The 26,517-nt window shown below is 68.4% G+C and carries 33 protein-coding genes; 19 read left to right on the top strand and 14 right to left on the bottom strand.

Going from position 1 to position 26,517, the window contains the following annotated elements; genetic code table 11:
• Nucleotides 1-1,859 precede the first annotated feature (1,859 nt).
• A complete protein-coding gene (locus OG570_RS48220) occupies nucleotides 1,860-2,171 on the bottom strand; it encodes a hypothetical protein (protein WP_326960520.1) in 312 nt (103 codons plus the stop codon).
• Entirely contained in the window at nucleotides 2,168-2,470 is a 303-nt protein-coding gene (locus OG570_RS48215; protein ID WP_326960518.1) for a hypothetical protein, read from the bottom strand. Before OG570_RS48215 ends, OG570_RS48220 begins: the two co-directional genes overlap by 4 nt.
• A gap of 1,661 nt (nucleotides 2,471-4,131) precedes the next feature.
• Here OG570_RS48215 and OG570_RS48210 point away from each other — a divergent pair.
• Together OG570_RS48210 and OG570_RS48205 are read left to right on the top strand one after the other, a co-directional pair.
• On the top strand, nucleotides 4,132-4,368 hold the full coding sequence (locus tag OG570_RS48210) for a hypothetical protein (RefSeq protein WP_326960516.1): 237 nt from the start codon (nucleotides 4,132-4,134) through the stop codon (nucleotides 4,366-4,368).
• Nucleotides 4,369-5,249: 881 nt separating this feature from the next.
• The gene (locus OG570_RS48205) at nucleotides 5,250-5,396 is read left to right on the top strand and encodes a hypothetical protein (protein ID WP_326960514.1); all 147 of its coding nucleotides are present in this window, start codon (nucleotides 5,250-5,252) and stop codon (nucleotides 5,394-5,396) included.
• Between the two features lie 57 nt (nucleotides 5,397-5,453).
• On the opposite strand, the gene OG570_RS48200 is transcribed toward OG570_RS48205, so the two are convergent.
• The 12 genes from OG570_RS48200 to OG570_RS48145 form a co-directional block, all read right to left on the bottom strand.
• Nucleotides 5,454-5,756: a hypothetical protein gene (locus OG570_RS48200; protein WP_326960512.1), complete on the bottom strand. Its 303-nt coding sequence runs from the start codon at nucleotides 5,754-5,756 to the stop codon at nucleotides 5,454-5,456.
• Nucleotides 5,757-6,951: 1,195 nt separating this feature from the next.
• On the bottom strand, nucleotides 6,952-7,128 hold the full coding sequence (locus tag OG570_RS48525) for a hypothetical protein (protein WP_442788363.1): 177 nt from the start codon (nucleotides 7,126-7,128) through the stop codon (nucleotides 6,952-6,954).
• A gap of 372 nt (nucleotides 7,129-7,500) precedes the next feature.
• Nucleotides 7,501-8,250 carry a hypothetical protein gene (locus OG570_RS48190; protein ID WP_326960510.1) on the bottom strand — a complete coding sequence of 250 codons (750 nt, stop codon included), beginning with the start codon at nucleotides 8,248-8,250 and terminating at the stop codon, nucleotides 7,501-7,503.
• Nucleotides 8,247-8,531: a hypothetical protein gene (locus tag OG570_RS48185; RefSeq protein ID WP_326960508.1), complete on the bottom strand. Its 285-nt coding sequence runs from the start codon at nucleotides 8,529-8,531 to the stop codon at nucleotides 8,247-8,249. Before OG570_RS48185 ends, OG570_RS48190 begins: the two co-directional genes overlap by 4 nt.
• A 707-nt stretch (nucleotides 8,532-9,238) precedes the next feature.
• Nucleotides 9,239-10,174: an NAD(P)-dependent oxidoreductase gene (locus OG570_RS48180; protein WP_442788362.1), complete on the bottom strand. Its 936-nt coding sequence runs from the start codon at nucleotides 10,172-10,174 to the stop codon at nucleotides 9,239-9,241.
• A 20-nt stretch (nucleotides 10,175-10,194) separates the two neighbouring features.
• On the bottom strand, nucleotides 10,195-12,372 hold the full coding sequence (locus OG570_RS48175; RefSeq protein ID WP_326960503.1) for a hypothetical protein: 2,178 nt from the start codon (nucleotides 12,370-12,372) through the stop codon (nucleotides 10,195-10,197).
• A gap of 67 nt (nucleotides 12,373-12,439) precedes the next feature.
• Nucleotides 12,440-12,811, bottom strand: a complete 372-nt coding sequence (locus tag OG570_RS48170) for a signal peptidase I (RefSeq protein WP_326960501.1) — start codon at nucleotides 12,809-12,811, stop codon at nucleotides 12,440-12,442.
• Nucleotides 12,808-12,993: a hypothetical protein gene (locus tag OG570_RS48165; protein WP_326960499.1), complete on the bottom strand. Its 186-nt coding sequence runs from the start codon at nucleotides 12,991-12,993 to the stop codon at nucleotides 12,808-12,810. The genes OG570_RS48170 and OG570_RS48165 overlap by 4 nt, the downstream gene beginning before the upstream one ends.
• Nucleotides 12,994-13,051: 58 nt before the next feature.
• A complete protein-coding gene (locus tag OG570_RS48160) occupies nucleotides 13,052-13,399 on the bottom strand; it encodes a hypothetical protein (RefSeq protein ID WP_326960498.1) in 348 nt (115 codons plus the stop codon).
• Between the two features lie 156 nt (nucleotides 13,400-13,555).
• Nucleotides 13,556-14,845: a hypothetical protein gene (locus OG570_RS48155; protein ID WP_326960497.1), complete on the bottom strand. Its 1,290-nt coding sequence runs from the start codon at nucleotides 14,843-14,845 to the stop codon at nucleotides 13,556-13,558.
• Nucleotides 14,846-15,096: 251 nt separating this feature from the next.
• The gene (locus OG570_RS48150; protein ID WP_326960496.1) at nucleotides 15,097-15,732 is read right to left on the bottom strand and encodes a GNAT family N-acetyltransferase; all 636 of its coding nucleotides are present in this window, start codon (nucleotides 15,730-15,732) and stop codon (nucleotides 15,097-15,099) included.
• Entirely contained in the window at nucleotides 15,729-16,517 is a 789-nt protein-coding gene (locus OG570_RS48145) for a GntR family transcriptional regulator (RefSeq protein WP_326960494.1), read from the bottom strand. The genes OG570_RS48150 and OG570_RS48145 overlap by 4 nt, the downstream gene beginning before the upstream one ends.
• Before the next feature lie 182 nt (nucleotides 16,518-16,699).
• Here OG570_RS48145 and OG570_RS48140 point away from each other — a divergent pair, with 182 nt between their 5' ends.
• The 17 genes from OG570_RS48140 (at nucleotide 16,700) to OG570_RS48060 (ending at nucleotide 26,446) form a co-directional block, all read left to right on the top strand.
• A complete protein-coding gene (locus OG570_RS48140; protein WP_326960492.1) occupies nucleotides 16,700-16,918 on the top strand; it encodes a hypothetical protein in 219 nt (72 codons plus the stop codon).
• Nucleotides 16,915-17,487, top strand: coding sequence for a WhiB family transcriptional regulator (locus OG570_RS48520; protein ID WP_442788361.1), 573 nt, complete (start codon nucleotides 16,915-16,917; stop codon nucleotides 17,485-17,487). Before OG570_RS48140 ends, OG570_RS48520 begins: the two co-directional genes overlap by 4 nt.
• Nucleotides 17,484-17,801: a hypothetical protein gene (locus OG570_RS48130; protein ID WP_326960490.1), complete on the top strand. Its 318-nt coding sequence runs from the start codon at nucleotides 17,484-17,486 to the stop codon at nucleotides 17,799-17,801. Before OG570_RS48520 ends, OG570_RS48130 begins: the two co-directional genes overlap by 4 nt.
• The gene (locus OG570_RS48125) at nucleotides 17,801-18,274 is read left to right on the top strand and encodes an RRQRL motif-containing zinc-binding protein (RefSeq protein WP_326960488.1); all 474 of its coding nucleotides are present in this window, start codon (nucleotides 17,801-17,803) and stop codon (nucleotides 18,272-18,274) included. The genes OG570_RS48130 and OG570_RS48125 overlap by 1 nt, the downstream gene beginning before the upstream one ends.
• A gap of 24 nt (nucleotides 18,275-18,298) precedes the next feature.
• Nucleotides 18,299-18,604: a hypothetical protein gene (locus OG570_RS48120; protein WP_326960486.1), complete on the top strand. Its 306-nt coding sequence runs from the start codon at nucleotides 18,299-18,301 to the stop codon at nucleotides 18,602-18,604.
• A complete protein-coding gene (locus OG570_RS48115) occupies nucleotides 18,601-18,750 on the top strand; it encodes a hypothetical protein (RefSeq protein WP_326960484.1) in 150 nt (49 codons plus the stop codon). Before OG570_RS48120 ends, OG570_RS48115 begins: the two co-directional genes overlap by 4 nt.
• Complete coding sequence (locus OG570_RS48110; protein ID WP_326960567.1) at nucleotides 18,747-20,012, top strand: hypothetical protein; 1,266 nt, start codon at nucleotides 18,747-18,749, stop codon at nucleotides 20,010-20,012. The genes OG570_RS48115 and OG570_RS48110 overlap by 4 nt, the downstream gene beginning before the upstream one ends.
• A gap of 48 nt (nucleotides 20,013-20,060) precedes the next feature.
• On the top strand, nucleotides 20,061-20,489 hold the full coding sequence (locus tag OG570_RS48105; protein ID WP_326960565.1) for a hypothetical protein: 429 nt from the start codon (nucleotides 20,061-20,063) through the stop codon (nucleotides 20,487-20,489).
• A 43-nt stretch (nucleotides 20,490-20,532) separates the two neighbouring features.
• The gene (locus OG570_RS48100; RefSeq protein ID WP_326960563.1) at nucleotides 20,533-20,973 is read left to right on the top strand and encodes a hypothetical protein; all 441 of its coding nucleotides are present in this window, start codon (nucleotides 20,533-20,535) and stop codon (nucleotides 20,971-20,973) included.
• Nucleotides 20,974-21,021: 48 nt separating this feature from the next.
• Nucleotides 21,022-21,318 carry a hypothetical protein gene (locus OG570_RS48095; RefSeq protein WP_326960561.1) on the top strand — a complete coding sequence of 99 codons (297 nt, stop codon included), beginning with the start codon at nucleotides 21,022-21,024 and terminating at the stop codon, nucleotides 21,316-21,318.
• Between the two features lie 23 nt (nucleotides 21,319-21,341).
• Nucleotides 21,342-21,677: a hypothetical protein gene (locus OG570_RS48090; protein ID WP_326960559.1), complete on the top strand. Its 336-nt coding sequence runs from the start codon at nucleotides 21,342-21,344 to the stop codon at nucleotides 21,675-21,677.
• A gap of 77 nt (nucleotides 21,678-21,754) precedes the next feature.
• Nucleotides 21,755-23,812 carry a hypothetical protein gene (locus tag OG570_RS48085; RefSeq protein WP_326960557.1) on the top strand — a complete coding sequence of 686 codons (2,058 nt, stop codon included), beginning with the start codon at nucleotides 21,755-21,757 and terminating at the stop codon, nucleotides 23,810-23,812.
• 269 nt (nucleotides 23,813-24,081) lie between these two features.
• Nucleotides 24,082-24,579 carry a hypothetical protein gene (locus OG570_RS48080; RefSeq protein WP_326960555.1) on the top strand — a complete coding sequence of 166 codons (498 nt, stop codon included), beginning with the start codon at nucleotides 24,082-24,084 and terminating at the stop codon, nucleotides 24,577-24,579.
• A gap of 52 nt (nucleotides 24,580-24,631) precedes the next feature.
• The gene (locus OG570_RS48075) at nucleotides 24,632-25,099 is read left to right on the top strand and encodes a hypothetical protein (RefSeq protein ID WP_326960553.1); all 468 of its coding nucleotides are present in this window, start codon (nucleotides 24,632-24,634) and stop codon (nucleotides 25,097-25,099) included.
• Nucleotides 25,100-25,145: 46 nt separating this feature from the next.
• Nucleotides 25,146-25,388 carry a hypothetical protein gene (locus OG570_RS48070; RefSeq protein WP_326960551.1) on the top strand — a complete coding sequence of 81 codons (243 nt, stop codon included), beginning with the start codon at nucleotides 25,146-25,148 and terminating at the stop codon, nucleotides 25,386-25,388.
• Nucleotides 25,385-25,879 carry a Pycsar system effector family protein gene (locus tag OG570_RS48065; protein ID WP_326960549.1) on the top strand — a complete coding sequence of 165 codons (495 nt, stop codon included), beginning with the start codon at nucleotides 25,385-25,387 and terminating at the stop codon, nucleotides 25,877-25,879. The genes OG570_RS48070 and OG570_RS48065 overlap by 4 nt, the downstream gene beginning before the upstream one ends.
• A 57-nt stretch (nucleotides 25,880-25,936) precedes the next feature.
• A complete protein-coding gene (locus OG570_RS48060) occupies nucleotides 25,937-26,446 on the top strand; it encodes an NUDIX hydrolase (protein ID WP_326960547.1) in 510 nt (169 codons plus the stop codon).
• Nucleotides 26,447-26,517 lie beyond the last annotated feature (71 nt).

Genomic DNA, 26,517 nt, shown 5'->3' with positions numbered 1-26,517 from the left:
CAACGCCCGCGCTCCGCGCGGCGTCCGGTGGTCTAGTCCACCGGAAACCGTTGCTACGCAACGGAATCCGGTTCATCACATCGCCCACTTTAGACAGTCCACAAAAGACAGACAATAAAAATCCTTGCTACGCAAGGGATTTCTATTCGTCCAAAAAGGAACCCTTGCTACGCAAGGCTTTTCTCCCGCGCTCCGCGCGGTGATACCCAACAGGCATCAGGCGCTACGCGCCCCCTCCGAACGCGCTACGCGCTCCCGAAGTCCCGAAGTACGCACCTCCCGGGTTCCGAACACCCGAGGTACCGAGTTCGCTGTTTACGCACGTCAAAGCAGGTAGAACCCCTCCCCAGAACCCCACCTGAACCCGCCCCGGCTCCGCCGGTGCTACCACCACTCCCCCGGGTGCCGGCGCACCCAGCAGCCACCTCAGGGCGCCTCCGGCGCCGTCCCACCGCGGCCGCTCCCCCCACCCCGCCGAAGGCGCGCCGACACCCCGGCTCCGCCGGAGAACCGGGGCTCCGCCCAGCACGCAGGAACCACCCCCGCCCGCTCACCTGGCACTTGTCACGTCCCTCGCCAGCCGAAGCCCCCGGGCGCCGGCACCACCCTCGCGGCTCCGCCACCCCCCGAACACACCCACCCTGACCAGCACACCGTCACGTCCCCCCACCACACGACACCCGACACCGCCGACGTCGCCCACCCCGGGCCGGCGCCGCGGCTCCGCCAGCGCCCCCGGGGGCCGGCACCGCCGAACGTCACGTCCCCCGCGCCGCCACCCAGCACCCCGGGTCGACGTCGACCACACCCACGGCTCCGCCGAGCTGCGCCACGCGGCTCCGCCGCCGGCAGCACCCGCTCCGTCACGTCCCCCCACCCGAGCCACACACCGCGGCTCCGCCGCACGACGTCGACCAGGCCCTCACCGAGCAACCCGCCCTGCGGCCCAGCAGCAGCAGCGCCGCCGCAGCAGCCCGCCAAGCACGACACCGAGCTGGGCACCGCAACATCACCTCCCCTGCAGCCCCCGACGTGCCGCCCGCATCCCGCAGCGCGACGCACACCGCCGAGCAGCCACCCGCGACGCGCGGCGCCACCACCAAGGCCCCGCCCGACGACCACCAGTGACGTGACAAACCCCAGCTCACACACCTACGCACCGCCAGAACGTCCCGAAACGTCCCGAAACGTCCCACAACGTCCACAGGACGTCCGAGACGACCCGGGCACACCCGCCCGCCGACAGTGCGCCCCCCAGTGCGCCCCCCACCCCACCGACGCAACAGCCCCGTCCGCACGACACCGAGCTGGGCACCTCGGGTCGACGCCGAGGCCTCGCCCACCGACCACAGGGACGTGACAAACCCCAGCCCACACACCCAGAACCTCCACAGGACGTCCGAAACGTCCTCAGGACGTTCCCGAACGTCCCGCCCACCGGCAATACGGATCGACGCACCGCCCACCAGCCAACCGTCACGTCCCCCCACAGCAGACCGTCGGGGCCCGGGCCCGGGGCCGGCGACCGCGGGCGGCGGCACCCGCCCACCAGCGACGTCCGGCGCCCACCAGCGCCCGAGACAGCCAGAAAGCGCCGGCTCCGCCGCGCTGCCCGCCGCCGTCACGTCCCCGGACTCGGGGGCTTCGTCGCCGTGACCCACCCGGCACCGCGGCTCCGCCGCCAGCAGCCGGCACCTCACGACGTCGACCAAGGCCCGCCGAGCTGCAGCCCGCAGCGCGCTCCCGGCTCCGTCGGCACCACCGCCAAGTCGGTGCCGACGTCGTCCTGGACACCCAGCCGCAGCAAAACCGCAGGTCGCGTGCTAGCACGCGACCTGCGGTTTAGATCCTTCTCAGTGTCAGTCGGGGTGCGGTCCGACTGACACGATGCTGATCTGGTCCGCTTCGGGGCCGTAGACCCACCAGATCCGCCACGCACCAGGCGTGTTGTTCTCGACGTAGGACTGGTAGAGCGTCTTCCCGTTCGGCCCGGGGATCGACTCCATCGGATGCGTCCGGAGCCCGGGATACGACGGCCCTTGCTGTTCCATGAAGGCCAGAGCCTTCTTGACCTTCCTCAGCTTGCGCGCGTGCTGCGCTTTGGCTCGCAGATCTTCGAGAACGGCCTTAGTTTCATCGCTGTAGAGCAGGCGGAAAGGTGGTGCGCTCACTCGTTGTCGTCGTCCTCGGTCAGATCAACGTCGCTGGTCACCCAGTCCAAGGCCTCAACCTTGCCCTCAGCGACGTCAGCGAGGCCGCGGAAGAGGCTCGCGCGAAGCTGGTCGTTCTCCCACACCAGCAGCTCGCGGCGGGGGATGGAGGCCAGCGGCGTGAGCAGGATGGCGCCGTCGCTGTTCTTGGACACGGCGTAGCGGTCGTCCGAGTGCGCGCCCGCCTTGCCGAGCGCCACGCGGCCGCGGTCGTCGGCGGCGACTTCGTTGACGGGCTGGAACCCTTCGATGGTGGTCATGGCGCCCTCCAGTGCGGGCAGATTGCTGCTTCTCAGGTACTCCACCATACGCCTTTTGTGGGCAAGTGGGTATTACCCACAACACTCCCCGAGTGCTGAGATGCCTGCCGGCGACACTCCGGCAGATCAGCAACTGCCGCTTGGTCCTCGCTCTTACCTTGAACTTGTCACGTCCCGCCCCGGCTCCGCCGCCACCACCGCACGACGTCACGTCGCCGGGGGGGGTGTCGCGACCCACCGAGGCGTGCACCACCGAGCCAAGCCGCAGCACACCAACACGCCACCTGCTCGCTCTCGATCGAACCAGCCACGTTGACGGGACATAGGTAGGTCAGTCGAGCCGAGGGCGCCAGCCGACGTAGTAGCGCCCTACATCGGCCTACATCACCCCCATGCCCGGCTCCGACGCCCACGGGCTACGCGGGATCTTGGTCCTGACCGACGTCTCGACGTTGTTCGGGCTGGCCTGCCGAACCCCTCTATGTCCGCGACGACGAACTAGAGCGATGAGGGACGTGACAAAGTGCTGTTCAGATGCCTGATTCTATCTTCAAGTGAAATAGCCGTTCGGTCTACGGCTCCCGAAGGGACCGTGAATGCACTTCGTCGGTGAAAGGTATTGACCTGCGGTTTGTCACGTCCCTGCGAAGGCGTTGAGCTCGAAGCGACACACCGTCCGATGACTGCGCCAACAGGCTCTGAGCTGGGCGCCGACGCGGTATTTCTGCTGTTCAGCGCGGCTCTCACTCCAGCCTAGCGTCATTCGTGACGTCATTCTGGTGTCACTCAGCGGGCCCGTGGTGTCACGTGTCGCACGGGAGTGACGTGCATCCCCCGGTTAGGCTTCTGGCAAGGCCTTCGGGAGCCTCCGCCGAACGTGATCCGTTCGGTAGCTCCTGCCAGTCGGACGCGACTGGACGTCCACGCGGAACCTCTTACGGGAGAACCGAATGAGCGGAAGAAAAGACTGCTGGTGCAGTCGCCTTCGCCGCCGGGCGAAGAGCGTGGTGGCAGGCACCACCACGCTCCTCATCGCCGGTGCGGCGTTCGTGCACGAGGTGAATAGCCTCCTGCACTAAGTGGTTTCGAGGCGAAACCAGAGACGGGGGCCGGGGCGAAAGCCTTGGCTCCCGTTCTCTTTGCAGTATTGCACGAGTTCCAACGGTCGACGAACGTGGATCGCAAGGCGACTACCAGCGGAAACGGTGGTTTTTCTGCTCGTTCAACGAGCACGAAGCTCGAAATGAACAGGCCGGACTAGGTCCGATCAAGCTGCGACCCCGAGCTGTAGCCAGAGGAACCGCCGGCGCCACATCGAGGAAACCGCAGCAGCGCCGAGCAGCCTCCAAAGGGCCGGGGCGCGCGCCTGTCACGTCCCCACGGCTCCGCCGCCGAGCCTCAGCCCGATGGGGCCGCACACCGACAACGCCTGCCGGCCCACGCCGTCTCGCAAAGCAGCACCAGCTCGCGCTGAACAGCGACAAGTCACGTCCCGCCCGGTCAGCAGATCCATTCTTGCCCAGAATGCGAACAGGTGTTCGACTAGCGTCATGGCGCAGCCGTGGATGAGACCGACCTGGTGTCCGGCGATCGAAGACGGGCCTCGATACCGATGGACCATCAGTTGCAGGCCTGACGGCCAGGACTGGGTTCCTCAGAGCATGCTGCTCGGTGGTCCGCCGAACGACGTGGACCTGGAGCAGTTGCTTCGTCACTGGTTTCAGCGCCGCGGTGGGCCGGCGGCCAGCTGGCGTATCGAGGTCGCGCCGGCCGATGAGCAGGAACCCGCGATCGGCAGCGTCGAGCTGTGGTTCGACGCGCACAGTGCGCCGACGATGGCTCGGCGGCGTGCCCGCCTGGTGTACGCCCCGCCGTGCTGGGCGTTGGAAGACACGTAGCACCGGCCCCACGCGCGACTCCGCGAACACTCAGCCCGGCTTAGACCAGGTACGGTTTCACACAACAACCTGGCCTGCGAGCAGGACTTTGTCACGTCCCGCCGTCGAGCACCACCAAAAGCGGACGACCGCAACAGCGCCCTGGCGGCGAAGCTGAGTGACCACGCGATCGAACAGTGCTGCTGTGGGTACGCAGGGGTTAGCGATCGGTGAACGGAGGGACGAACCGGGTGGTCCGCGGCAAGCGTCGCCAGATGGTCTCGTCGCTTCGTCGCGCTTTCGCAAGCTGACCGGTCGTTTGTAAGCGACGAAAGGTAGCGCCCAGTCCGGAACTTTGTCCCTTCAGCTAGTGGCCGCTAGTCGAGGTTGTGACACCTTTTTGCAGATCGTCGACCAGGTCAACAGCGGGTGATCTTGTACGGCTGATCACTCGTTTGGCCTATGGCATGCACGTGCATACGCACGTGAATTGTGCCTCTGAAGTGCACAAATACAACCTGACTTAGGTTTTTTTGCGATCGGTCGCACAGATGTACCGACGCCGCTTGGCCGCTCAGTGCCCACCGGCCGCCGACAAGGTCTCCGGACCGTGTGCGCAGACCCCTAGGTTCGGCAGAGACGCCTGCGGCATGACGGCGGCGAAGGACGTCCCCGGGGTAGAGGCCCCGGGGACGTCGTCGTCCCAGTCGCCGACGTCACTGTGAACGGCCTGCCCGGCCGGACGGCAGCTGCGGAAAGCGCGCCGGCCGGGCAGGCCCCCGACATCGTCGAGAGGAACGAGAGTGACCCTACGTCCCGGAAAACACGGGGTGCCAGAACACAACGGTGACCCGCACCTGTCGCGCGACCAGCGGCGCTGGCTGCTCACCCTCGCTAGTCAGATGCTGACTAGCGGAGCTGCGTGCCTGCGCGTGGTCGCCGTCGCCGGCGCTTTCGCCACGTTGACCGCCGGCACGATCGTCACGGCCGGGATCACCCAGATCGACGTCGGCCCGATCCACGTCACCGTCAGCGGAGCTGCCACCTAGCCGTAAGGCGAATCAGCCCCCTCAGGGCGTCCTGAGTGCCTGTCGGTCCGAACCGCGCTAGAACGTTCGGACCGACAGGCCGGCATCAAGGGACTTCTCGATGCCCTCGAGGCGAGCCGAAATCTCGACCTGGGCGGCCAAGGTGCCGAGCTGCAGCAGCTGTTCGACCGGAGCGTCGTCGCTGATCTTGTCGTTGAGCGCGTAGAGCGCACGGCGGGCGATCATGGCAGGAGTCGGCGTGTTCGGCATGGGCTCGATCATGCAGCACGGTGCGATTTCGCTGACGGTTTCGATCGGCTCTGCAGGCGAAGCTCGGCAAGATGTCGCGTCCCCGGGAGCCGTGCGCGCGAGCTGAGCCACCAGCCGAGCCTGCCGCAACTTCGACCGAAGCGGCAGGACCCTGCAAACCGCACAGCCTAGAAAATTTAGCGATCGCACGGTGTGCCGCCGATTGCTTGAATGGCCTCTGAACAGCATTTTGTCACGTCCCAATAGAGGGAGCAGGCCAGCCAGCTCGGGACGGGCGCGACACGCCCAAGCCACTCCAAAAGAACACCAATTTCGCCGCGAGACGACACGGATTGCCCGGGATCGACCCGATGCCCCAAATAGGCGCCTAGGAGCCATCAGGAACGACTTTTAGCGTCCTCGAGCACTCAGCTACCAAATCCGCCCTGCCGCCGCCCTAGAGGCACACAGGGCTCATTTGTCAGTTTTTGCGTCACGGATAGGCTCTTTTGCCCGTACGCAGGTACGTACCCGCGTACGCGGGCGCGCCGCGCGCGGCGCGCGTTGACTTCTCAAACCGTCGAATTACGAAGTACGTATTTATGCTGTTCAATTGAGCTTTTTTGGCCAACCTTGGTGCAGCAGGCCGTTTCGCGGAGAAACACTCGTCAACAGGACCCTTGACAACCGCACATGCACGACTTCACCGCGGTGCGCAGCTATGGTTCTCGCAAGGCCTTACGGGGTGTTATCGACGTGATCCGTTGATGCCACCCAGCCAGTCGGACGCGGCTGGAGACCATCAGGACTTCACGCAGTGGAGGTTCGAAGTGGCCAACCGGCCGAAGCGGGATCGCAAGACCCGACACCACCAGGTGAGGAGCGCAGTAGCAGCAACTACGACGCTCCTCTTCGCCCTGGCGGCGTTGGCACACGAGGTCAGCAGCCTCGTGCACTAGTGGTTGCGGAAACCACAGGTTGAGGGGTCGGGCCGAATCGGTCCGGCCCCTCTTCCACGTCCCCCGCCTGGCGTCACTGCTTGCTGTGCGCTGTTGCTGTGCACTGCGTGCAGTGCCTCCAGTGGGGCACTGCACGCAGTATTGCACGGGTTTGATTAACCCTTACGGGTTAAAGCGATATTCCTACCTGCGGAAACGCGTGGTCAGAGGCGTCCTCATTCGCGTAGATACTCACCTACTCACGAGCCAAAATCGGCGTGTCGCACCCGGTGGAACACCACCGAGGGTGGTTACGAAGACAGAACACCTCTGTTCCAGACACGACCGGGCGACGTTCGACCGCGCCGCCGTGGTTGACCCCATCCTGATCAGCTGTTTGTCACGTCCCGGACACCGCGTTCGTCGGTACGACGCCGCCGAGCAGCTGGCGGAGCTGGTCCGCGGCCACGGCGTAGCAGAGCCGGGAGGTTCCGGGGACGGGTGCGCGCCATGTGCGGGCTGAGGATCAGGCCGGGGCAGCTCCACAGCGGGTGGCCGGCGGGCAGCGGCTCCGGGTCGGTGACGTCGAGCGCGGCCCGCAGGCGGCCCGCTGGCCAGCTCGGCGACCAGCGCGGCGGTGTCGACGATGCGGCCGCGGGCGGCGTTGACCAGGACGGCGCCGTCCGGCATGGCCGCGAGGAAGGCGACGTCGACCAGGCCGGCTGTGTCCGGGTCAGCGGCGCGGTGATGACGACGACGTCGTGGTGGGCGAGCAGCAGGGTGGGCAGCTCGGTGGTGGCGTGCACGCCGGCGCGGGCGGTGCGCGCGACCAGCGTCGCCGTGGCGTCGAAGGCGGCCGGTCGGCGCGCGAGATCCGGGGACAGCGCGATGGTCGCCTCCAGCGAGCTCGCTGGAGGCGACCATCGACGTTGCCTGACTTAGTTCTTCGTCTTCGGGGGCCGCTTCCTCATGCTCTGGCGCATGAGGAGCACGAACGGCCCGATCAGGCCGCTGACGATGACCGGCGTCATGACCGGTTGCTGAATGGCCAGGAACACCAACGCGACCACGATGACGAGCACCAGCAGCAAGACCACGCGCAGCAGAGAGACCGCACGCCGGGTGCGCTCCTCGTTGCCCAGCACGTACTGCAGCAGCTCGGTCCAGCTCGTATCCCGCCGAAACGGCGGCTTACCGCCGATCCCGGCCCACCCGACGGAACGACGCGTTCCGTTGTAGGCGCGCAGGTCGGGCTGCATGACCTCCCCTGTGTGCGGAACGCCCTCGATCCCCGCGGCTTTGAGGGCCAAGACGACATCGCTCAGGTCCTCACACGACATTTCGATTGCGGCTGACGCGCTGCGGGATTTCGCATTCTCGCTGGCGGTACGGGCGTTTTCAGCCTCCCGCCGCAGCTTCTCCCACAGGTCCATCACCAGTGCGGTCTGTGTTGCCGACAGGCCGCAAGCTCGCACGAAATCGGTGACCTGCGCCGGGTTGCTGGGCAGGCCTGGGCGCTTGATGTTGGGCAGGCTGTAGGCGGTGGAACGCGGCATGCCGGTCTTGATCGCGACCTGACTGCAGCTGAGCGGGGACTCCTTGATGATCCGGCCCAGCAGGGCCCGGAACTCGGTTGCGTCCTTCGCCTCGAACGTCAGCTGCTGCTCGCCGGGGATGGTTGCGGTCATCGCCGGCCATCCTGCTCGTTCTGCAAGCGGGTGAGTTCGTCGGCCGCCCGGCGGAGGAACTGCAGGTTCGTCGTGATCTGGCCGATCCCGCGCGGGACCGCGATCACGGCGACGAACACGATCATCGTGCCGGCCGCGATGCCCGCCGCCGCGATGAACGGGGTGTCCCGCACGTTGAGGAAGATTGTCAGGCCGACGGCCAACGTGATCACGAACGCCTCGGGCCAGGTCAGCCTGACCGCGGGCGTGGTGGTGCCGCCGTAGTGCGGCGGCAAGTTCACCGGTTGAAGCATGGGTGGTGCCCTTCTGCGAAGAAGCGCGCCTGCCCGCCCCCCGTTGAGCCAGGGGCGGGCGAGGGTGGTGCGCATCGTGGTTGCGGATTTACGAGCACTGCTTCGCCGGTCGGGGCCGTTGCGGCTGGAACCACACGCCCCTGTTGGCGACATCCCGGGATGGGACCGGAACCATGGATAAGCCTGGCGCACGGAGCCGCACCTGAGAAGAGCTAGTACGCGAACTGGCTTCAACTGGCGTCTACCGCGCGCTCGGCGGGGCTCGTAGACACGACGAAGGCCCCGAGCGTAATTACGCTCGAGGCCTCGCCTGAGTGCGGCCCTAGTTCCAGCTAGGACCGTGGTTCCTGTGCTCCACCGCAACCACGCAGAAGGGCTTCAGGATCTCACCGCCCCACTCACAGGCGGAGAAGGTGCGCCGGAGGTTCCGGGGGCGCAGGAGCTTCTTTTCGTGTCGGTCTGGAAGCACAGCACCCTCCTTTCGGTTTCGGAGGCACACGGACCTCCGCCCTTTCCGGCGATAGCGACAACTGTGCATCCGTTCGTCTGGCTGCGGCACTGTCTCGTGGACGTCAGATCCAATCGCACCTAGTTTACGCTGGTCACGGTGCTAGTGGAGCTGTATATAAAGATCCTGTAGACGCTCGTAGACCGCACGCCTGGACGCCGTGCCACAGGCTGTCTCGACGAGTAGGTCACGGTGGCACCCTCCTCGTGACCACGTTCGGGGGCAGGCGGCCGACCAGCAGCTGGCGGATCTGCTCAACCGCGACGGCGTAGCAAAGCCGCGGGGTTCCGGGGACGGTGCGCGCCATGTGCGGGCTGATGATCACCCCGGGGCAGTTCCACAGCGGGTGTCCGGTGGGCAGGGGCTCCGGGTCGGTGACGTCGAGCGCGGCCCGGAGCCGGCCGTGGCGGAGCTCGACGGCCAGGGCGTCGGTGTGGACGATGCGACCGCGGGCGGCGTTGACCAGCACAGCACCGTCGGGCATCGCGGCGAGGAACGCGTCGTCAACCAAGCCGGCCGTCTCGACGGTCAACGGGACAGTGAGGACGACGACGTCGTGGTGGGCGAGCAGGGTGGGCAGCTCGGTGGTGGCGTGCACGCCGGCGCGGGCGGTGCGCGCGAGCAGCGTCGCCGTGGCGTCGAAGGCGGGTAGCCGGCGGGCGACGGCGGTGCCGATCGCGCCGGCGCCCACGATCAGGATGCGCTTGCCCGCGAGGGTGTCGGCGTCGACGCGGCGGTGCGCCCAGGTCTCGGTGTCCTGGTAGCGGATGAGGGCTGGCCACTGCCGGTAGAGGGTCAGGACGGCGGAGAGGACCCATTCGCTGACGGGGCCGGCCACCGCGCCCCGGGCGGTGACCAGCAGTACGTCAGCGGGGACGTAGGGCGCCCACTCGTCGGCGCCGGCGGTGAGCAGCTGCACGGCGCGCAGGTCGGGCAGCTGCTCGAGCAGCGATCGCGGGCGGTGGCTGCCGCGGTAGGGCGGGATGAGGACGTGCGCGGTGCGCTGCTCGGCGTCCAGGTGCGACGCGGCCGGGTCGTAGCGCAGCACCTGGACGCCGTCCAGGTCGGCGAGCAGCTGCGCGCCGACCTGGTCGTCCTGTTCGTGGCTGAGGAGAACGCGCAGGTCTGGTGTGTTCACCGGGCTCAGGACCGCTTGCCGAGCGCCTTGAGCGCCTTGTCGACGGCGCGGTCGACGTCGAACTTGCCGGCGTCGCCTTCGCTTTCGTGCCTCAGGCCCACGAGCCAGTGGAGTTCGGTCGCGAGTCGCCCGACGTGGATCGGGCCGTCGTCGGCGACGTCGTCGAAGTTCTCCCGCAGGATCTCCTGCAGCTTCTGGGTCTCGCGGGGATCGCGACGCAGCAGCGGGATCGAGTGCAGGTCCCGCATGAGGGCCTTGAGCGGTTCGGGGGTGCCGGCGGGGACGTCGGGCGGGGTGCTGGCCGGGGCGTCGATCCGCGTCAGGGCGATGTCGAGCGATCGGCGGGCGCGGCTGCCTTCGGGCAGGCGGTCGCGGATGCCCTTGTACGCCTCGACGCCGTCCGCGGCGGAGCGGCGGCCGGTGACGAGGTCGGTGGCGACGCGTCCGAGCACGTTGGCCACGGGCTCGCCGTCGACGTCCATGTGGGCGTCGGGGCCCATGCCCTTGATGGCCGTGCCGATCTGGCCGTCGTCGTGGAAGTTGATGCCGTCGCGCTTGGTGAAGACGCCCCAGTCGTTCTCGATCAGGGGAGCCGACGACATCGCGCCGGACACGGGCGCGGCGGTGGCCGGCGTGCTGGCGGCCGGCGCGCGCTCGGTCTTCCATTCCCGCAGGCCGGCGTACTTGTTCCGCGAGGCGATCGCCTGGTTGAGCACCTTCTCCTCGAGCTTCTTCTTGCTCAGGCGCGTCAGGCCGCGGTCCAGCCCCAGTTCGGCGGCGACGTCGAGCAGAGCGGATCGGTCCAGGTTCTGCGCCTTGAGGAAGGCGACGCCTTCTTCCACGGTGTCGGTTTCGCGCAAGCTCGATGCGACGGACTTGGGCACGTCCGGGCTTTCCGTGGAGACCTGGGCGGGCTTCGTCGAGGTCGGCAATTCGCCGGCGAGCGAGCCGGCGTCCGGGGCCGGGGTCGGGGCCTTTGTCGGGTGCTGCGGTTCGTCTCCGATGACTACCGCGGCTTCGACCTGCTCGGCGGGCGGTTCGGTCGCGACGGCCAGGCGGTGCTTCGTCTGCCAGCCCTCTGCCAGGCCGTCGAACTTGTTCCGGGCGCCGATCGCCTGCTTGAGCACCCGGTCCTGCAGTTTCTTGTCGCTCAGGCTGCTCACGCGAGTCATCCCGAGTTCGGACGCGACGGCGAGCAGGGTTTCCCGGTCCAGTTGCTGGTCCTTGAGGTACGCGGCGCCGAGTTCTTCGGTGGCCGTCTCGCGCAGCTGCGCGGCGATGGTCGACGCCGCACCGGGCTCGCCGGGTGTCACGTCCCCGGCCGCTGCAGGTGCTTCGCCGCGGACGCAGATCAGGTGTTTGGCCTGGGGACCGTAGGTGAGGGCCGCGTCCCAATCCTCGCTGGTGAGCGCCTTCTGGTTGACCTCCGCAATCAGGTCCACTTCGTGGCTGTCCGTCATCGCCGTGAGCGCGCGGTCGAGTTCCGCGCGGTCGACGTCCGGCAGAGCCGTACGAAGCTGGTTCAGGCTCACCCAGCCGCCCTCTCGGCTGGCCAGGTCGCGCACGGCGTCGCGGACGCGCAGCTCGGTGGCCTGCTCGACGGCAGCCGGCGGTTCAACGGCGATGAGGTGGTTGGGTTCGCGTCCGACCTGTACAGCGGCGGCGCGGTCAGCGTCGGTGAGTCCGCGGCGGTCTGATTCCGGAGAGAGGTGAACGCCGTCGCCGCGGCGCTGCATCTCGACGAGGGTTCGGCTGACTTCGTCCTGGTCGACGTCGTCGCCGAGCAGTTCGCGAACCTTCGTGATGCTGACGAACTCTTGCGGGCGGGTGGCCAGTTGCTGGACCGCGTCGCGGATGCGCTGCTCGACGGTGGCCGGCGGCGTCGAGTCGGTGGTGACAACGGAGATCGGGCCGCCGGTCGCGGCCGGCGCGGTGGTCGCCGCGCCCGACTTCGCCGTGGTGGTGTTGCGCTCCACGATGCTGAGCTTCGTCTGTGCCGCCTTGATGGCGGCCGGGTTGCCGCTGCTCTGTGCGGTGGCGAGCGCTCGCCGGGCTCGGCTGAGGCGCTGGCGCTGGCGGGCTTTGGCCGGGCTGTAGCAGTTCGGGCATCGGCGTGGTCCGCCTGGTTCGTGGGCTGCTCTGCACATCGCGTGAACTCCCTCCGTTGACCTGGATTTTGTCACGTCCCCTTCGTCAGGGGAAACCGATCTCCACGGTAGCCCGGATGTTCGCTGCTTCGGTACCTCCGAACTACGTAATTTGGCTGCTAGAAGGCCATCTGACGGTCAATAAAGTGGACAGTTCAAGGGCGTCCCATTTATGTCCAGTTCCGGGGTGCCACAGGACGTAGTCGCCGGGACGTGACAGCAGCACGTCGGCGTCGGCCAGCTGCACGCGGAACGGGCCGCCGTGCACGAGCACGGTCAGGGTGCTGCGGTCGTCGCCGTCGGCCCAGCCGGACCGCTGTTCGCCGGCCTGGTGGTGGCCCCACTTGATCTCGACGTCGTCGGAGTGCAGCGGGCTGCCGGGCGGCAGGAAGTGCCCGACCAGCCAGCCGCGGGTGGTGGCGGCGTCGGCCGCCGCGTTCCCGGACGTCCAGGACGAAGGCGTCGGGCTGGTCACCAGTCGAGCGCAAGCTGTCCCGGGGACGTGACATCGACCTGTTCAGACGGGTTCTCCGTTGTCGCCAGGCGCGCGACGACCCGGAATCGGCCACCGTCAAGCTGGGTCACGCTGGCGCCGGCCAGGCCGCGGGTGTGGGCCAGGTGGTCCAGCCACACATCGACCTCGCGTTCGCTACGCACGTCTCGAGTTCGAGTCTCGGGCTCTGAGCTGGGTGTTGTCACGTCCCTTCTCCTTTGGTCAGGGTTTCGAGATCCAGGGCCGTTCTCGGATGGTGAGCGCGCGCTGACCCATTTCGGTACGTGCTTCGTTGACCTGCTCCAGCTGGGCAGCGCTGTACCACTCGGCAGGGATGTTCAGCTCGAAGCCGGCACCGAGCCGCGTGATCACTCCACGCGCGACCAGCGTGGCCAGCCGGTCCTCGATGGTCGCCGTGTCGCAGATGGCGAAGTCGGCCAGCTCCTCGAGGTTCACGACCGGCGCCAGGCCGTCGTCGCTGGCGCGGGCGGCAATTCGAACCAGGATCGCGCGCTCGTAGACGTCGGCGGCCGGCGCCGTCATTGCCCAGTTCAACGCCAGGAAGGTCATCCGGTCAGAAGCTCCTCTTCGGGTTTGGGCTGTGTCCTGTCACGCCCCTGCCGCGCGATCGTCTGAGAGGCCTTGTAAGGCCCTCGGCGGTCGTGGCAGCGGAGTCCCGACACGACCGGCAAGATCGGTTGCCTACGGCCGCTTCAGGGCGGTTTCTCACTGTGCCGTGCGAACGCAGTCCGGGTGACATGTCGGGCACGGAGCCAGCCGGCCGGTCTCCGGGTCTCGGACAGGGTCTCCGGCGTTGTCGTGCAGCACGCGGAAGCGCGCGTTGCTTCGAGCTGCGGGGTTGGCGTCCAGGCAGCTCGAACACGCGGCGATGCCGCCGGTGGCGCTTCCGCCGGACACCGGCCAGATGTCGTGGACGGCCGCGAGCTTGTCATCCGTGTACGAGGCCGGCGGCGTGATGTCCTGCAGCCGGTCGTCGTCGAAAGCCCTGATCACGTACGTGGCCGTACGCGCAGTCGCGAGGGTGTCCCGGAGGTAGGTCGCGACGGCGCCCTGGTCGTGCCCCGCGGCCAGAACGGCCGCGACCCGTTCGCGAAGCTTCTGAACCTGCGTTGCCCGACCCCGCACCTTCGCCAGCGTCTGATCGGGCACGAGCTCGAGTGCGGTCGCGACGTGGGTTTCGTCTTTGCGATCTTCCTTCGAGCCGATGTCCGTCCGTCCGTCCGTCGGAGAACCGACCGCGACGCCGCTGGGTACGCGCGCCCTGGACGGACGGACGGACGTCTGTTCTTGTAGTTGTTCTTGTATTGAGTTATTAGAGGCCAGGTTTGCGCTGGTCACAGCCTCGGCTCGACCGGAATTCCGGTTACGGCGACCGGAATTCCGGTCGCGGGTCTCGGAATTCCGGTCGGTGCGACCGGAATTCCGGTTACGGCTCTGACCTGCGGATCCTTGGTTGAGGGTGTCGCCGGCGGCCAGCGGGAGGTCCGTGGCCGGAATTCCGGCCACGGGTGTGACCAGCGGTTTCTTGTCCCATCCGGGGCCGGGGTAGGCGTCGTGCTTGTCGAACACGTTTCGCCACCCGGCGAAGCCGTCGCCCTCGGGCGGCAGCTGGCCCAGCTGGAATGTCCACTCCGTCCTCGCGACGAACCGGTTCGTGCCCGGCTCGCGTAGCTGCCACGTCTGCCGCTTGCCGTCGGGGTTGGTCACCAGCTCGAACTCCGCCAGCACCTTGAGTGCGTCGTTGAGCACGGTCGTGCTCATGGGCTTGCCGTTGACGCCCGGGATCATGAACCGCAGCTGGTCCTTGCTGATCGACCGCAGGTCCCGCTTGTGCGTGTAGAGCGCCCGGAGCACGCAGTACACGCGAAACGCGGTGTGCGGGATGTCCGGATGCAGGGCGACCCACTGCATGACCTGCGCGAAGTTGAACCCGATGTCGGTCGGGTCGACGATCTTGCGTGGGACGAAGTCGTCGTCGTCTCGGGTGGTGCTCACGTGCGTGTCCTTCCTCGACACGCCTGCTTGCGAGTGAAGTAGCCGACAGAGGTGCGCTGCCACGCGCCGGTGTCGTACTCTTGCAAGCAGGCGTTCTTCTCTTCGATCTGAACCGTCTACGAGGACCCCCGCACACGGGCTGCCACCCGCGGGGGTCTTCGTCGTTTACGAAGCTTGCCGCTTCTCTGCTGTCGAAGTCTGCACCGCCGACCCTGGCGTGTCGTCAGGGTGTGGATCTAGCGGCCGCGTGATCACAGCTCGCCGCTGCCGCCGTGCTCGCGCTCTCCGGGTTCCCACGTCGTGCGTGTTTGTGACGACGAACTCGATTTCGCTGACGTGAAGGGGCGTACTTCAAGTCCTATCGGCGGCCGGTTGTAAACCGGTTTGACAACCTTGCGACTAAAAAGTGCTCCCGAGTTTCGATGCGGCAAATCAACTGTTCGCAGGTGTGACCACCCCTCGCGCTCATAGTATCGCTGTAGGTCGTAGGCGGTTTTCCAGACATCAAAACGGACTTCGTCGACCCGGTTTGCGGCCGCTTCAAAAAGGGCGAATTGTAACAGGGTTCGCCCTAGTCCGCGTCCGGCTATCTCGGGATCGGTCGCGAGTTTCGCGAGATATAACGCAGGTGTGCGCTGTTCGTCGAAAGTCCAAAAATCGGGATCCGCGTCGGTGAACGTGATAGTTCCAAGCGGCGTTCCGGCGGCGCCGTCGCGCATCAGCCACGTGTGACCCTTGGAAACCACCTGCTCAAGCTCATCTTGCTTCTCGTCGAAGTTGTACCACTGGTCGCTGCCGCGGCTCTTTAGCCATGCCGCCCTGCTCAGCAGAAGGTCAAGTACCGCCGAGCAGTCAGTGCGACCAGCGCGCCATATGGTAAGGGTCACTTCTCGACCTCGTAAGTCAGCTCCCAGCGGTCGGACGGAAAAGCGCTTGCCATTAAGCGAACTGGGCGGCCATCCGCCAGGTAGCTAATGCGGTCATGTCGGATCACTGGCAAGCCGGTCGAGATCTCTAGCTCGCTGATTTCGCGAGCATGGGGTCGACGAGACCTGATGCTGTCTCGATGTCGGACCATTTCGAATCCAAGCTCGCGCAAAACGTGTCGCCCACCGCGTTTGATGTCAGTTGGGTCAGATATAGGCGTGCCGGCAACCAGCGAGTGAGGAAAAAAGGAATCACATATGCAATAGGGGACCCCGTCGATGGTTCGCATCCGACGGCGCGCAAGCGCGAGTTCGTTGTCTTCTAGAGCTAGAGCAGCTCGGATCTCGGGGCTCGGAACGATCGTCTCGACTCGAATGTGCTGGTAGGGCTTGCCGCCCTGGGCCTCGACCGCGTCGTTGAAGGCATCCCGACCGCGGTCGTCAGCCTCAAGTACATACATCGGCAGCTCGTACCTCTGCAGCCTGAAGACGCTGGTCCCGCGTCGGGTGCCTGACTGCAGGTAGCCGTCCTGGTGAAGGAGGCCAAGCGCGTCCCGGATGACGGTCTTCGACACGCCGTACGACTCTGCCAGCTCCTCGCGGGTGGGCAAAGGGTCTCCGTGCCGCAGCGTGCCCGAGTCGATCTTCTCCGCCCACTCCGCGGCGATGCGGACGTAGGCGGGCTGTCCGGCTGCTGAAGGTGTCGCCAACGGTTCTCCCAAGGGTTCTAAGCGTCTGACCTGCATAAACAGGATTAGATGCATCTAATATACCGAAAGATCTTGCGCTCGGCGCGGCGGGTGGCTACCGTCATGGACACATTCGACACATCAAAAGTGTCAAACGTGTTGAAGGTTCAGATCCTAGTCGGAACCCCCGCTGCTGGCAGGCGGCGGGGGTCCCGCAGACCGACGAGAGGTAGCGCGCCATGAAGCTCGTTTCCGCAGTTCAGGAGGGGGTTCCGGCCCTGAGCGACGCCGACGCGGCGCTGCTGGTGTCGGCCCACCTGGACCTGCTCCAGGCCCAGGCCGACGGCGTCCAGCTGTTCGGCTCGACCGCCGGCTCCGACCTGGTGACCGCCGCCCACACCCAGCTCATCGAACTGTTCGCCGACGCCGCGGCCGCGCTGCTGGAGGTGGCCGCGTGAACACCACCACCGACCTCCACCACGTCCTGACCGCCAGCACGGACACCAGCTGGATGACCACCGAGCGCGCGTGCTTCGGCGAGGACCCCGAGCTGTTCTTCCCGCTCGGCGAGGGCCGCGCATTCACCGAGCAGATCCGCGAGGCCAAGCAGGTGTGCGCAGGCTGCCCGCTCCGCCAGCAGTGCCTGCAGTTCGGCATGACCCAGTCGGACGGCATCTTCGGTGGCCTGACCGCCGAAGAGCGCCGCACGATGCGCGAGGCCGCGGGACGCCCCGCCGGACGGTCCGAAGAGGACAGCGAAGAGCTGTTTCCGGCACTGGAATACGGCTACAGCACCGATGAAGCGCGCCAGCTGTTCCGCGAGCTGGTCGACGAGTTGCAGCGTGCGGGCAAGGCCACCATCCACCCGCGCGACGTCCCGCCGGCCTTCTACGCCAACGTCCGGTCCCGCGCGTGGGTGTACGACATGCTGCAGAAGCTGGCGGATGCCGGCGTGCTGGTCCGCACGACCTTGCCCGGTGCGTACGTCTTCCGTAGCTACAGCACCGCATCGGCGATCGCCTCATGACCTCGGCCGCCGTGCAGGGACGTGACAACACACTGGTTACGTCGGTCGCGCTTACCCGTCGGGACTTCGCCATCCTCGGCGCCGTCCGCAACGGTCGCACCGAGCTGGTCGTCGGCAGTGAGCCGGACATGCTGGTCGACGGCCTGAACCTGTGCGACCAGCCGGCCGCGCACCGCCTGGTGCACGCGGGCCTCATCGCCCCCGCGCACCAGGCCGTGCACGGCGCTCGAGTGCCGGCGGTGCTCACCGACCAGGGCGAGATCGCCTGGTCGTGGACCCGGGACCACCACGCCGCACTGGTGGCGGTGGCCTGATGTCCGGGAAGCGGCAGTGGCCCTACGTGTGGCAGCACGTCGAGGGCCTGGGCGAAGTCCTCACCCGCGGGACGTTCGACGGCCTTCCGGTCCTCGCATGGGGCTGGGCGCCGACGAGCATCCTCGCGACGTACCGCCAGCTGCAGGCGATGGGCCGCCGTCCCGGCGGACACGCACCCGTTGCCGCGCTTCGCTTCCAGCACCGCCGGCCTGGGCTTCGCGCCCAGGACTTCGCCCTGCTTTACCTGGTCGCCCGCTCCGCCCGCAAGCGGACGGCGACGTGCGACCAGCTCAACGCCCTCGCGCTCGCGCTGCAGTCCCGCCGGATCTGCCAGCCCGACCGCGGCGGATGCGGCGAGGAGCAGACCTACTACCCGTCCACGATTTCGCGGCTCTGCCACGAGTGCGAGACCCGCACCCGCTTCTGGGAGCGCCACGCCGCCGAGCACGGCTACGCCCGCACGGCCGCCTGAACAGCACAGGAACCCGGAGGAACCATGTCCGTCCGCACCGAAATCACGATCGCCCCGCCGACGTCGACCCGCGCCCGCTGCGACGCCGTGCTCATCTGGCTGCCCCAGCTGCTCTGGATCGCCGGCACCACCACCGTGGCCACCATTCTGCTCACCTTCGGCGTCCCGTTCCCGGCCGCGCTGCCGCTGCTGAGCATGGCCGCCATGGTCACCGGCTCCATCGTGCGCACCGAGTTCACCGCCCGCCGCACTAACCGCCGCATCGCCGAGGACCGCGCCTTCCGCCAGGCCCTCGCCGACGCAGACGCCGCGGCGGAGGCGACCGCGTGAGCAAGAACAGCGACAACCCCGCCCTCACCCGCCCCGGCGGCATGCACGACGCCGTCACCACCCAGGAAGCCCGGATCGCCGAGCAGCGCCGCGCCGGCACCCAGCCCACCACCGCCACGACCAGCACCAACGGGGGATCCCGATGACCAACATGCTCGCCGACTGGCGCGCCGACCGCCGCGCCGAGCGCGCCGAAGCACTGCTGCTGCACGAAGACGCCGCCGACCGCGCTGCTGCCCGCCGCCGCACCGACGAACTGCACGCCCTGCAGCTGCAGGGCTCCGCCCAGGCGGAGAAGGACGCCCGCCGGCGCGTGGAGCGCAGCCAGCGCGACGCCCGCCGCCTGGCGCTCAAGGACGCCCGTGCCGCTCGCTGGCAGGCCCGCCTGGACAAGGCGCCCGCGCTGGGCCGCTCCGCCCTGTGGGCCGTGCTCATCGTGCTGCCGATCGCCCAGGCCTGGACCGCGCAGGCCGCGTTCGCCGCGGACACGCTGCACATGCCGTTCCCGTTCAACCACCTGTTCCCCGCGTCGATCGAGACCGGCGCCTGGGTGTGCGTGTTCGAGGCCCGCCGCCGCACCCGCGACGGCAAGTCCGCCGGCACCCTGACCACCTGGGTCTGGCTGCTGGCCGGCATCGCCGCGGTGATCAACGGCGCGCACGGCACCGCCGACGGCGGCCCGGTGGCCGGCCTCGCGCTGGCCGTCCTGTCGCTGCTGGGCGTCATCCTCCACACCGTCCGACAGGGACGTGACAAAGCCGACGTCACCGGCTCGCGACCCGGCCTCGCGCTGTGGCGCCGGGCGCGCTACCCGCGGCTGTCGCTGGCCGCCGCGAGCCTGCGCGCCGCCCGCGAACTCGACCACGACACCGCGTGGACTCTGGCTTGGACCGACCGGTTCGGCGTCGGCCCGGACGCCACCCGCCGGGAGCGTCGCCTGGCCCGCGAGATCGTCAAGCGCGAGGTCCAGGAGGACGAGAAGGGCGCCCGCGCCGGCGAGCTGACCATCGTCGGTGGCCACGTCCAGCCGGTCATGGCCCCGCAGGTCAACGCCCTGCTCTCCGCCCGCCAGACCTTCCCCCGCTACACCCTCCCGGCCCAGCTACTGCCGATGACCATCGCGGACGCCGGCATCCGGACTTCCGAGGTTCCGAACCCGGAGAACCCCGACGCCACGGTCACGTCCCTGCCGGCCATCTCCCCCGGCGAGCCGACCTTGTCCCCGCGCGCGGCGGAGCTGCTGCCGAAGCTGCGCCAGGCCATCGCCACCGGCGCCCTGCCGGCCGCGGTCGGCGTGAAGAAGATCCAGGCGTTCTTCGAGGCCACCCACCACGAAGCGCTCGGCGTCCCGACCGCGCAGCAGCTGCGCGACGCCATCCCCTACCTCGAACTGCCCGCCGCCAGCTGACCAAACCCCTGTCCCACAAAGGTTTCCACACGGAACGGAGTGATCACGATGAACCGAGAGCTTCCCGCGGACGAGACAACCGGCCCCGACGACCAGGCCAACGTCACGTCCTTGACCGACCGGATGGGGCGGTTCAGCACGCACCTCGGCGGCACCACCTTCCCCCGCCTGACCCTGCCGGGCGACCGCTCCAGCCACGTCCGCGTCGAACAGATCATCGCCGCCACGCAGGTCAACGACTTCTACCGCATGCAGGTGGAACGCAAGGTCAAGGCCACCGCGGGGCTGCTGGTGCTGGCCCTGGCGCTGTTCCTGTTCGCCGTCTTCTCCCCCACCCCGCAGCCCTGGGCGCTGGTCGCGCTCGGCGTCGTCCTGACGTGTGCGGTCGGCCGCGCCCGCCAGGCCGGCGCCCTGGGGCTGTACCGCCGACGCGAGGTGCGCGCCGTCCTGCACGACGTCACCCGATCCGCCGCCTGACCGGCAACCCGCCCAAAACCCGAGCCAAGAAAGGGAATCAGCCATGGACACACTGCTGAGCGGCCTGATCAACCCCATCGAGGTCACCGGCAACGGCCGCGACGACGCCCGGTACGCGCCGGTGCCGGCCATGACCGCGGACCAGCTCCTGCAGCTGCACACCGAGCTCACCGAGCACGCCGAGTTCATCCCCAGCGGGGCCAAAACGGCCCTGGAAGGCGCCGGGATGCTCCGGACGGTCATTCGAAATCTGCACGGCGGCTCCGACGCGCCGGTGGGGATCGCCGTCGGCAGTGCCCCGCACTACGTCGTGTTCAACGTCGTCGCCGCCTTGCGGCTCAACCCCACCCGGTTCGGCGAGATCGGCCGACACCTCGACCTGGCCCAGGGCTGGGTCAACGACCTGCTCATCCGCGCCGAAGCGGCCAAGGCCAAGTCCGCCGCCGACAAGGGGTCCGACCCGTGGGGCGTCGAGCCCTGCTGACTCCCCAAGCGCCGAAGTTCAGAAGTTTCGAGTTCAGGAGGTACGGAAGTGAACTACCCCCAGTACCCCGACGCGCAGACGGTGGTGATCACCGACGACCTGGCGCGGCCGGCCGACGTCGCCGACGACCTGGCCGCGCTCGACGTCGCCGACATCCGCGCCGTGCGCGACGACGCCACCCGCGAGATCCACGCCGACGACGCCGAGCACGACCTGCGGATCGCCCTGCTCAGCCTGCTCGCCGCCGAGAAGAACTACCGCGGCCGCGACATCCCCGAGTTCGCCGACGCCGCCGCCGGCCTGCGCCACTTGACCGCCTTCCTGATCAACACCGTCCACGGCTGACCAGCCGCGAAAGGAGCACCACCATGCCCGCATTCAGCCTCGGTGAGCCGGAGTTCATCCGGACGTCCCAGCTGCGCGAGTACTGCATCAACGGCCGCAACCTGATCCGCCCGCTGGCGAACGAGCTGTTCATCGCCCGGGAGGAGCTGTTCGCGGTGCTCAAGGAGCTGCCCGCCGGCGGCGTCAACAAGTTCGAACGAGCCCGCAACGCCCGCAACGTCACCCGCCACCTGTCCACCGGCGGCCGCTCGATCGAGGTGGCGTGCGCGTCGATGCTGCGCACCTTCGCCAGCTTCGAGCGGACCTACCTCGGCGGCGAAAGCCTCCGCCCGAAGCGGAACTTCGACCTCGGCAGCTGACCAGCCCAAACCCTCTCGATCACCTGTAAGTGCGCGGACGCGGCTGACCCCGCGGACCCCCCGGAAGGAGACACAACATGGCATTCGGCAACCGCGGGGCCACCGTCGTCCCGCAGAGCATGTTCCAGAACGACCACAAAGGACTGCGCGAGCGGATCGTGCCGTTCCTGCCCGCCTGGGCCTCGGCGGTCGCTCTGTGGCCGGCCGCCGCGCTGTCCCACCAGATGTGGGGCACCGACCCGCACGCGCTGCCCTGGGCGACCGCCGGCCTGACGCTGCTGAGCGCGGGCATGACCGCACTCACCGCCAAGGTCGCCCGCGGCGGCTCCGGCCGCCGTGCCCACGCAGTCGCGTCGGTGGCCGGGTCCTCGGCGTGGCTGACCGCCGCCACGATCGCCGGCCCCGGCGCGCACCCGCTGCTGGACATGTGGCTGATGGGCGCCCCGGCGCTCGCGCTGTCCTGGAACGCCCGCCGCATCCTGCACGTCACCGAGAAGGACGGCGACAAGAACAACGACGAAAACCAGCTGTTTAAGGCCGTGAAGCTGGCCGGAACCAAGATCCGCGACGAGCTGACCGTCGCGCCGAACAAGGTCACCGCGCCCCTGCAGCTCCCGCCCGGCGAGCTGACCGCCGACGACGTCAGCAACGCCCTGCCCCGCATCGCCTCGGCGCTGTCGGTGCCGAAGAACGCCGTCCGCGTCAACATCGACCCGGAACACCACGACCGCGCCGAGCTGGTCATCGTGCCGAACAACATGCTCTCCACCAGCGCCGAGTGGCCCGGCCTGTCCTCGCCCGGCGGCTCGATCATGGACGCGATCGTGAGCGGCCTCTACGAGGACGGCGACTTGGTCCAGTTCTGGCTGCCGGGCGACACCAGCGACCACCAGAACCCGCGCAACGCCACCCACGGCATGGCCATGGGCATGAACGGCGCCGGCAAGTCCCACGCCGGAAAGCTCACGTGGGCGGAGATCCTCAGCCGTATCGACGCCAACCTGTGGGTCGCCGACCCGGTCAAGGGCAAGCAGACCGTCGGCAAGTTCCTCAACCACATCCACTGGCCGGCCATGACCAAGGCCGACTGCGAAGCGATGATCGCCGCGCTCCCGCACGTGATCACCGCCCGCGCGAACTACCTGGGCGAGCAGGGCCTGGAGCAGTGGGAGCCCGGGTGTGGCCTGCAGTACCTGGTGGTCTGGATCGAAGAGGCCGCCTCGCTGCTGCGCGATGACCCGGACTACATCGTCGACCTGGTCCAGACCGCCCGCTCCGCCGGTATCTCGCTGATCCTGAGCCTGCAGCGCGCGGCCTACGACCAGATGCCCGTCAGCGTGCGTTCCCAGCTGGGTCTCGGCTGGTGCTTCGGCGTGAAGAAGAAGGTCGACGCCGAGTTCTGCCTGTCCGAAGACACCGTCGACGCCGGCGCCGACCCCGGCCAGTGGCAGAACAAGAAGCCCGGCTGCTTCTACCTCGAGGCCCCCGGCGTCGAGGACGACCGGTTCACCACCCCGGGCCGGACCTTTGCGGTTAAGGACGCCGCCGAGCTGGTCGCCGCGGTCGACGCCGCCGGCGGCCCGGCCCCGGAGTGCGCGTTCACCGTCAAGGCGGCCGGCGCCGCGTACCGCCGCGGCCTGGGCCCGATGACCACCACCGCACCCCAGTCCCAGTCCGCCCCGGTGCCCAGCACGCCCCAGAACGCGGCCTCAGCGCCCGCTCAGGGCGTCGACAACGCCGCGGCGACGCAAACCCCCACCGACGACTACAGCGACGCTGAGGAGGCTCCCGTGGACGGCGAAAAGGTGCCGAGCAACCACGAGCCCGACCTGGACCACATCGACGCCGACGCCGAGCTCAACGAGGAGGACCCGGAGCTGGCGTTCGACTTCCCTAAGCCGCCGATCAGCCTCGCCCAGGCGGAGCGGCTGCTCACGGACGTGCTCATCGAGCTGCGCAACGCCGGCGCGCGCACCGTCGGCCCGCGCGACATCCCGAAGTCCTTCATGGACAAGGTCCGCTCGCGTCCCTGGGTCTCCGCCACGATGGGCCGCATGGCCGACCACGGGCAGTTGATCGAAACCGCCGAGCAGGGCCGCTACGAGTTCCCGCCGGCCACCGACAAGGCCGCCTGAACAACCACCGAGAGTGACTTCAGGCTCGGGCTGCTGACAGCTGACACCGCGCACGCTGTCAGCAGCCCGGAGAGGCCCTCTACGCGTGCGCGCGCGGGGCGCCCAGTCTGACACCCCCCTTTGACAGCCCTGACACCGGCCCTTTCCACGGCCCGTCGAGTCGCTGACAGCTACGCAAAGTAGCGAAATTTGAGCTTGCTTCGGCGGTGGTGCTGCCACCAGACCGCCACCGCCGGAGCACCCAATCCGCCCAACCGAAGAAGGCAGCCATGTCCGATCTGCTCGCCCACGCGGGGATCGACTCCCACCGCCTGATCGCCGCCGCGCACGAGGTCGCCCACGCCATCGGCTTCGCCGCCGCCGGCGTGGCGGTCACCGAAATCGAGGTCTACGGCCACGGCGAGAACGCGGCCGGCCACGTCTTCGTCCCCGGCGGCATCGACGTGACGAACCTGCGCGGCTTCGCCGTCGCCCACTTCGCCGGCCGCGCCGCAGACCTCCGCTGGTGCGACGAACACCAGCTCCCCCCGGCTCCGGAACGCACGTGCGCCACCGACATGGCGATGGTCCGCGAGTTCATTCGCGACGCCGGCCGGGAGACCAAAGCGCACGGCGAGAAGAAGTTCTCGCCCGGCTTGGCCTCGCTGCGCAGCGAGGCCACCCGCTTCGTCCGTGCCCACTGGTCGACCGTCGCCCGCCTGGCCCCGCGCCTCGCCCGGACCGGGTCCCTCAACCCCGATCGCATCCCCCTGGCCATCTTCCCCTGACCTGCAAAGGAACCCGTTCGTTCGCTGCTTGAGCCGGAAGGAACCGAACTAGATGCATTCGGAATTCACCGCATTCGTCGCGTGGCCCCCGCGCGATCGCCATCGCCTGATGCTGGCCGCTCACGAACTCGGTCACGTGGTCGCGTGGCAGCACGCCGGCTTCGCTGTTGCCGAGATCAAGCTCCATCCCGGGAACGTTGGTGGCGAGGTCAGCCTGAGCAAGAGCTCACGCACCAACCTGCGCACGATTGAGCAGCGACGCGGCTACCTGGTCGGTCTCCTCGCCGGTACCGAAGCCGGCGCCCGATGGTGCGAACTCGCCGGCGAATTCCGCGGCGACCATGCCAGCGGCTGCGCCTGGGACCACAGGGCATTCATGCGCAACCAGCGGCACTTCGGCCTGACCCACATTCCCAAAAGCGAGTTCCGTCGCGAAGCCCGCGCCATCATCCGCGCCCACTGGCGCCAGATCTTCCGCCTCGCACCCACATTGGCCCACCGCGGCCTGATTGCGGTGTAGCAGCGCTGCCCGTCCCTCTCCTAAGTCCCGAAAGGACATCAACCCGATGTGGCAAACCCTCACCTTCCCGCTCAGGGCCTTCGGCCGGATGCTGGCCGCGCTGTTCCCGCCGGCCGCGATCGCCACCGCGGTCTGGCTGGTCACCGGCTTCAGCAGCCTCACGTTCGTCATCACCGCCGCCGTCTGCGTGATCTGGGCGTCGGTCGCCCTCTACATCTGGCGCGCCCAGCTCGACGGCGCCGTACGGCGGATGCACCGCGGCCTCACCAAGCGAGGCGAGCGCTGGTGACCCACGACCTCGACACCCCCGCCGCGGTGCTGGACACCGCCACCGTCACCGACCTGATCGGGCAAGCGCACACCGAAGTCCTTGAGGAAGGCCGCCGCGCCGACACCAAGGCCGGCCACCTCCTGTCCAGTTTCGGCCTGCTCGCCGGCGCCGTCGCGTTCGTCGCCCAGCTGCCCGGCCTGCCCACCGCGGCCACCATCACCCTCTGGATCAGTGCCGCACCGATCGCCACCGCGTTCGTCCGGCTGCTGCTGGCCGTGCGACCGCGCACCACCGGCGCCCCCTACACCCGGTACGCGGTGATGACCCCGGCCGCGATCGTCCGCGAATTCGGCCACCACTCCCCCGCCGAGTACCGCGCGGCCCGCCTGACCCTCCAGTCCGGAGCCGCTGCCCGCAAGTACAACGCGATCCGCCAGGCCGTCGGTCTGGTCCTGCTCGGCGTGGCCGGCCTGCCGATCGCTGGCGTTCTCAACCTGCTCTGCCGCTGAATCCCGGACGGCCCGCTTGCACCAGGGACGTGACAAACCGCAGAAAGAAGCCATTTCATGAGTCTGATCGGATCGCTCGCCGCCAAGATCGCCGCCCGCTTCGACGACCGCACCCCGGTCTACTACGCCGCCGACGTCGTCCTGTTCACCCGCAGCGAGAACCTCTCCTACGTGCTGCTCATCGAGCGCGCCTGGAACCCGCACAAGGGCAAGCTCGCGCTCCCCGGCGGCCACGTCGACCCCGACGAAACCTCGCACGAGGCCGCGCGCCGGGAAGGCACCGAGGAAACCGGCGTCGACCTCGCCGGCGTCGACCTGTCGCTGGTCGGCATCTACGACCAGCCCGACCGCGACGCCCGCGGCCGCTACGTCACCGTCGCCTACACCGCTTTCCTGCCGGGCATGCCCACCGCGACCGCCGGCGACGACGCCGCCGCGGCCGCCTGGGTGCCGCTGCGCGCGGCCTACGGGCAAGCCATGCGCGCCCGGATGGCTTTCGACCACGAGCGGATCTTGTTCGACGCCGCCCGGATGCATCCCGAGCTGAGCCACTGGCCGCACACCTGAACCACCGCTCCCCGGCGTCCGCCCCCGCCCCCCCCGTCCCTGCTCGCACCGTCCGCAAGAGAGGAACCGTC

The sequence above is a fragment of the Amycolatopsis sp. NBC_01286 genome, from assembly GCF_035982555.1.
Taxonomy (GTDB): Bacteria; Actinomycetota; Actinomycetes; order Mycobacteriales; family Pseudonocardiaceae; genus Amycolatopsis.
This window is presented reverse-complemented; position numbering and strand designations above follow the sequence as displayed.